Raw genomic sequence first — 4873 nt, forward strand, 5'->3', positions numbered from 1 at the left:
GCGGCGGGGTCCTCATGGGTGGTGTCGCGGGCGTGGGGCTCGAGCTCGCCGAGGTCGCCGAACGCGGCGTGCATGCTGCGCACGGCAGCCGGGTCGCGCAGCTCGGAGTCCGCGCGCCCGGTGGCGCGCGCGAGCGTGGCGTCGAGGCCGGGGCGCAGGACGACGTACGCGAGGTCCCAGCCCTCCCGTGCGGCCGCCGCCCGGAACGGGGGCAGGAACCACGGGCCGACGACGCCGTCGAGGACGACGTCGTAGCCGCCGCGCGCGTAGGCGCTCGTCGCCGCGACGACCGCCTCGGCGACGACCTCGTTCTGCCGTTGCGACCCGGCGAGGTAAGGCGGCACGAACCCGGTGCTGATCGACCGGTAGAACGTGTCGGTGGTGAGGGTCACGGTGGGGCGGTCCGTCGCGGCGCCGAGGAGCGCGGCCACGGTCGTCTTCCCGGCGCCCGGTGGCCCGGTCAGGATGGTCACGGTCACGTCACGACCCTAGCCGGGCGTGCGAGCGCGGACCCGTCCTTTCTCGCGGCGGCGCCGCTCAGGCGTCCGCGAGCTCGCGGGCGCGGCGCAGCACGTCGTCGAGCATGGCCGGAGTGAGCCGGCCGGTGAACGTGTTCTGCTGCGAGACGTGGAAGCAGCCCAGCACGGTGATCGTGGGCGCGTCGCTCCCGACCGCGTCGGCGGACCGGGTGAGCGTCACCTCGGCGCCGTGGGCGAACCGCGGCCGCGGCCGTGGCACGTCCCAGCCCTGCTCGGCGAGCGTCGTGAGCAGCGCCTGCCAGCCGATGCCGCCCAGCGCGACGGCGACGCGCACGCCCGAGCCCACGAGCTCGACCTCCCGTGCCAGGTACGGCGCGCAGCGACGCCGCTCCTCGGGGGTGGGCTTGTTCGCGGGCGGCGCGCAGCGGACGGGGGCGGTGACGCGGATGTCGCGCAGCCGCAGGCCGTCGTCCGCCGCGACCGACGTCGCCTGGTTGGCGAACCCGGTGCGGTGCATCGCGGCGAAGAGGAAGTCGCCGCTGCGGTCGCCGGTGAACATGCGGCCCGTGCGGTTGGCGCCGTGCGCCGCGGGGGCGAGCCCCACGACCACGACCCGCGCGGCCGGGTCCCCGAAGCCCGGGACGGGGCGGCCCCAGTAGCGCTCGTCGCGGAACGCGGCACGCCGCTCGCGGGCGACCTCCTCGCGCCACGCGACGAGGCGCGGGCACGCGCGGCACTCCACCAGGTGCGCGTCGAGCGCCGCCAGCGTCGGCGCGGTGCGCGCGGCGGTCGGGTAGTCGGGGGAGTCGGGCGGCGGGACGGCGTCGGGCACCGGTCCATGGTGGCGCACGACGGCGCTCGACGGCGCTCGACGGCGCTCGACGGCGTACGACGGCCCGCCGTCCCGGGGCCGGGAGGGCGGGCCGTGGGGTCGCCGCGGGGGCGGCGAGGCGGGTCAGACCGCCGGGTTGAGGCGGCCGCGGGCCGGGGCGGCGGTGGCGGCGGGGACGGTCGCGGTGGCGACGGCGGGCTCGCTGGCGAGACGTCGCACCGACCAGCCGAGGAGGCCGAACAGGACGCCGAGGCCCATGACCAGGGCGCTCACGCCGTAGGCGACGACCGACGTGAACAGCGAGGCCCGCAGGAACGAGGCGTTCATCGCGGTGGCGCGCAGCGGGTCGTCCTGCTCGAGCTGGGCGTAGGTCTGGCCGCCCGTGGCCTCGAGCGCGTGCTTGTCGATGACCTGCGCCTGGGCGTACGCGGTGAGCGGACCGTCCACCGTGGCTCCGCCGAGGAACGCCGCGTCCTCGGAGACGGTGATGTCCTGGGCGGCGAGCTGCGTGCTCACGGTGGCCCACGTGGCGGCTCCGGCACCGATCATCAGGATGCCGGCGATCAGCGCGACGAGGCCGACGATGCGAACCGGTCGCTGGGTGGTGCGGGTGGTGGTCATGGTCCCCTCCGGGTCCGGGTCGCAGGGTGTGCGGCCGGTCTGGACTGCGCCGGGTCTGGCGCTGCCTCTATGGTAAGACCACAAGGCCTGACCTGCGTCGACGATTCTTGTGAATTCCTTCACAAAGTAATCCAGGCGCTCGTCCGTGCATGTCCCGCGACCGGAGGTTCGCCTGCGGTCGCGGGTGGGCGCCGCTCGTGGTGGTCTGGACGACGGCCGGGCGGAACGGGGCCGGCCGGCATCGAAGGGGGAGCAGCATGAGCGAGAGCTCGGGTCTGGGCGGACTGTTCGACAAGGCCAAGGAGAAGGTCAAGGAGCTCGCCACGGACGAGAACATCGACAAGGCCGCGGAGCAGGTCAAGAACGCGACGCCGGACAAGGTCGACGGCTACGTCGACAAGGCGGCCGCAGAGGCCAAGAAGCGCAACGACGACGGCCCCACCGCGGGGCCCGGCACCGGGCCTGGCACCCGTCCCGGCACCGGGACCGGCGGCGGGACCGGGAGCGTCCCGGGCGCCTGACCGGGTCGGGTGCGCCCGCCCGACGGCGCGGGGGCGCCGGCCGGGCCCGCACGGATGAGTACGATCGTGGGGCGTCACCGACGGTGGCGCCCCCGACCGTGCCCGGTGCCCCGGCGCCGGGCGGTCCCACCCAGGCGCAGCCGGTGCCCGGCCGGCGCCCACGACCCGCAAGGAGCAGCACGTGTCCGACGTCGCCTCGCCGATGCCACCGAACCCCGACGACGCCACTCAGGACACGGTGACGGTGCAGACGCCGACGACGGGCACCGAGCTCTTCGCGGACCGCAAGGACGTCGTCGTGATGCGCGTCGACGGCGAGCTGCTGGACCTCTCGCGCGACCTCGCGCCCGGCACCGTCGTCGAGCCGGTGACCATCGGCTCGCCCGACGGCCTCGCGGTGCTGCGCCACAGCGCCGCGCACGTGCTGGCCCAGGCGGTGCAGCAGGTCAACCCGGACGCGAAGCTCGGTATCGGGCCGCCCGTCACCGACGGCTTCTACTACGACTTCGACGTCGCCACGCCCTTCACGCCGGAGGACCTCAAGGCGCTCGACAAGGCCATGGCGCGCATCATCAAGGAGGGGCAGACCTTCCGCCGTCGCGTCGTCACGGAGGACGAGGCGCGCGCCGAGCTGGCCGACGAGCCCTACAAGCTGGAGCTCATCGGGCTCAAGGGCGGCTCGTCGGACGAGGACGGGTCGTCGGTCGAGGTCGGCGGCGGCGAGCTGACGATCTACGACAACGTCCGCGGCGCCGGCCGCGAGAGCGAGACCGTGGTCTGGAAGGACCTGTGCCGCGGGCCGCACCTGCCCAGCACGAGGCTCATCGGCAACGGCGTGCAGCTCATGCGCAACGCCGCGGCGTACTGGCGCGGCAGCGAGAAGAACCCCATGCTGCAGCGGGTCTACGGCACCGCCTGGCCCAGCAAGGACGAGCTCAAGGCGTACCTGGAGCGCCTGGCCGAGGCCGAGCGCCGCGACCACCGCCGCATCGGCTCCGAGATGGACCTCTTCTCGTTCCACGACGAGGTCGGCTCGGGCCTGCCGCTGTTCCACCCCAAGGGCGGCGTGATCAAGCGGGTCATGGAGGACTACGTCCGCCAGCGCCACATCGAGGAGGGCTTCTCCTACGTCGGCACGCCGCACATCACCAAGGAAGAGCTCTTCTACACCTCGGGCCACCTGCCCTACTACGGCGACACGATGTTCCCGCCGCTCGACCTGGAGGACGTCGGCGACCACGGCCGCTACCGCCTCAAGGCGATGAACTGCCCGATGCACAACCTCATCTTCTCGAGCCGCGGGCGCTCCTACCGCGAGCTGCCGATCCGCCTCTTCGAGTTCGGGTCCGTGTACCGGTACGAGAAGTCGGGCGTGGTGCAGGGCCTGACGCGCGTGCGCGGCCTGACCCAGGACGACTCGCACTCCTACGTCACGCCCGAGCAGGCCCCCGCCGAGGTCAAGCACCTCCTGGACTTCATGCTGTCCGTGCTGCGCGACTTCGGCCTGGACGACTTCTACCTCGAGCTCTCCACGCGCGACGACAAGAAGAAGGACAAGTTCGTCGGCACCGACGAGGACTGGGCCAAGGCCACGGCCGTGCTCGAGGAGGTCGCGGTCGCCTCGGGCCTCGAGCTCGTCGCCGACCCGGGCGGCGCGGCCTTCTACGGTCCCAAGATCTCCGTCCAGGCCAAGGACGCGATCGGCCGTACCTGGCAGATGGGCACGGTGCAGTACGACTTCAACCAGCCCAAGGGATTCGGCCTGGAGTACACCGCGGCGGACGGCTCCAAGCAGCAGCCGGTGATGATCCACTCGGCGAAGTTCGGCTCGATCGAGCGGTTCATGGGCGTGCTCATCGAGCACTACGCGGGCGCGTTCCCGGCCTGGCTCGCGCCCGTCCAGGTGCTCGCCGTGCCCGTCGCCGAGGCGTTCGACGACTACCTCAAGGACGTCGTCGCCCAGCTCACGGCCCGGGGGATCCGCGCCCAGGTCGACCTGTCCGACGACCGCTTCGGCAAGAAGATCCGCAACGCCGCCAAGGAGAAGGCGCCGTTCGTCCTCATCGCCGGCGGCGAGGACGTCGAGGCCGGGGCCGTGTCGTTCCGGTTCCGCGACGGCACCCAGGAGAACGGGGTGCCCGTCGCCGACGCGATCGAGCGCATCGTGGCGGCCGTGCGCGACCGCGCCCAGGTCTGAGCGGGGCGCGCATGACCGGCCACGAGGAGGAGCACCACGAGGGGCAGCGCCCGACGACGGCCTCGGCGGGCGACTTCGGCCCGCGCGAGGACGGGCTGCAGCGCCTGTGGACGCCGCACCGCATGGTCTACATCGGGGGGCAGGACAAGCCCGCCGACGGGTCGGTGGCGCGGTGCCCGTTCTGCCGGATCCCGGCGGGCGACGACGAGGCCGGCCTCGTCGT

The 4873-nt window shown here is 73.4% G+C and carries 5 protein-coding genes and 1 pseudogene; 3 read left to right on the forward strand and 3 right to left on the reverse strand.

Annotation, left to right across the window (positions count from 1 at the left end):
• The 3 genes from ACFUVW_RS19585 to ACFUVW_RS19595 all read right to left on the reverse strand — a co-directional run.
• Nucleotides 1–479, reverse strand: a 479-nt coding sequence (locus ACFUVW_RS19585; protein WP_430572969.1) for an AAA family ATPase, incomplete at its 3' end; no start/stop codon positions are given.
• Between the two features lie 58 nt (nucleotides 480–537).
• Nucleotides 538–1311, reverse strand: coding sequence for a uracil-DNA glycosylase (locus ACFUVW_RS19590; RefSeq protein WP_430572970.1), 774 nt, complete (start codon nucleotides 1309–1311; stop codon nucleotides 538–540).
• A gap of 123 nt (nucleotides 1312–1434) precedes the next feature.
• Nucleotides 1435–1932 (reverse strand): aromatic ring-opening dioxygenase LigA, encoded by a 498-nt coding sequence (locus ACFUVW_RS19595; RefSeq protein WP_430572971.1) that lies wholly within the window; start codon nucleotides 1930–1932, stop codon nucleotides 1435–1437.
• A gap of 257 nt (nucleotides 1933–2189) precedes the next feature.
• Here ACFUVW_RS19595 and ACFUVW_RS19600 point away from each other — a divergent pair, with 257 nt between their 5' ends.
• From ACFUVW_RS19600 to ACFUVW_RS19610, 3 genes and pseudogenes are all read left to right on the forward strand, one after another.
• Complete coding sequence (locus tag ACFUVW_RS19600; protein ID WP_430572972.1) at nucleotides 2190–2453, forward strand: hypothetical protein; 264 nt, start codon at nucleotides 2190–2192, stop codon at nucleotides 2451–2453.
• Nucleotides 2454–2655: 202 nt separating this feature from the next.
• Nucleotides 2656–4650, forward strand: coding sequence for a threonine--tRNA ligase (gene thrS / locus ACFUVW_RS19605; protein ID WP_430572973.1), 1995 nt, complete (start codon nucleotides 2656–2658; stop codon nucleotides 4648–4650).
• Between the two features lie 11 nt (nucleotides 4651–4661).
• Nucleotides 4662–4873 (forward strand): annotated as a pseudogene (locus ACFUVW_RS19610) (HIT family hydrolase); the annotation flags it as partial.

It is taken from the genome of Isoptericola sp. NPDC057391 (assembly GCF_042668085.1).
GTDB lineage: Bacteria > Actinomycetota > Actinomycetes > Actinomycetales > Cellulomonadaceae > Isoptericola.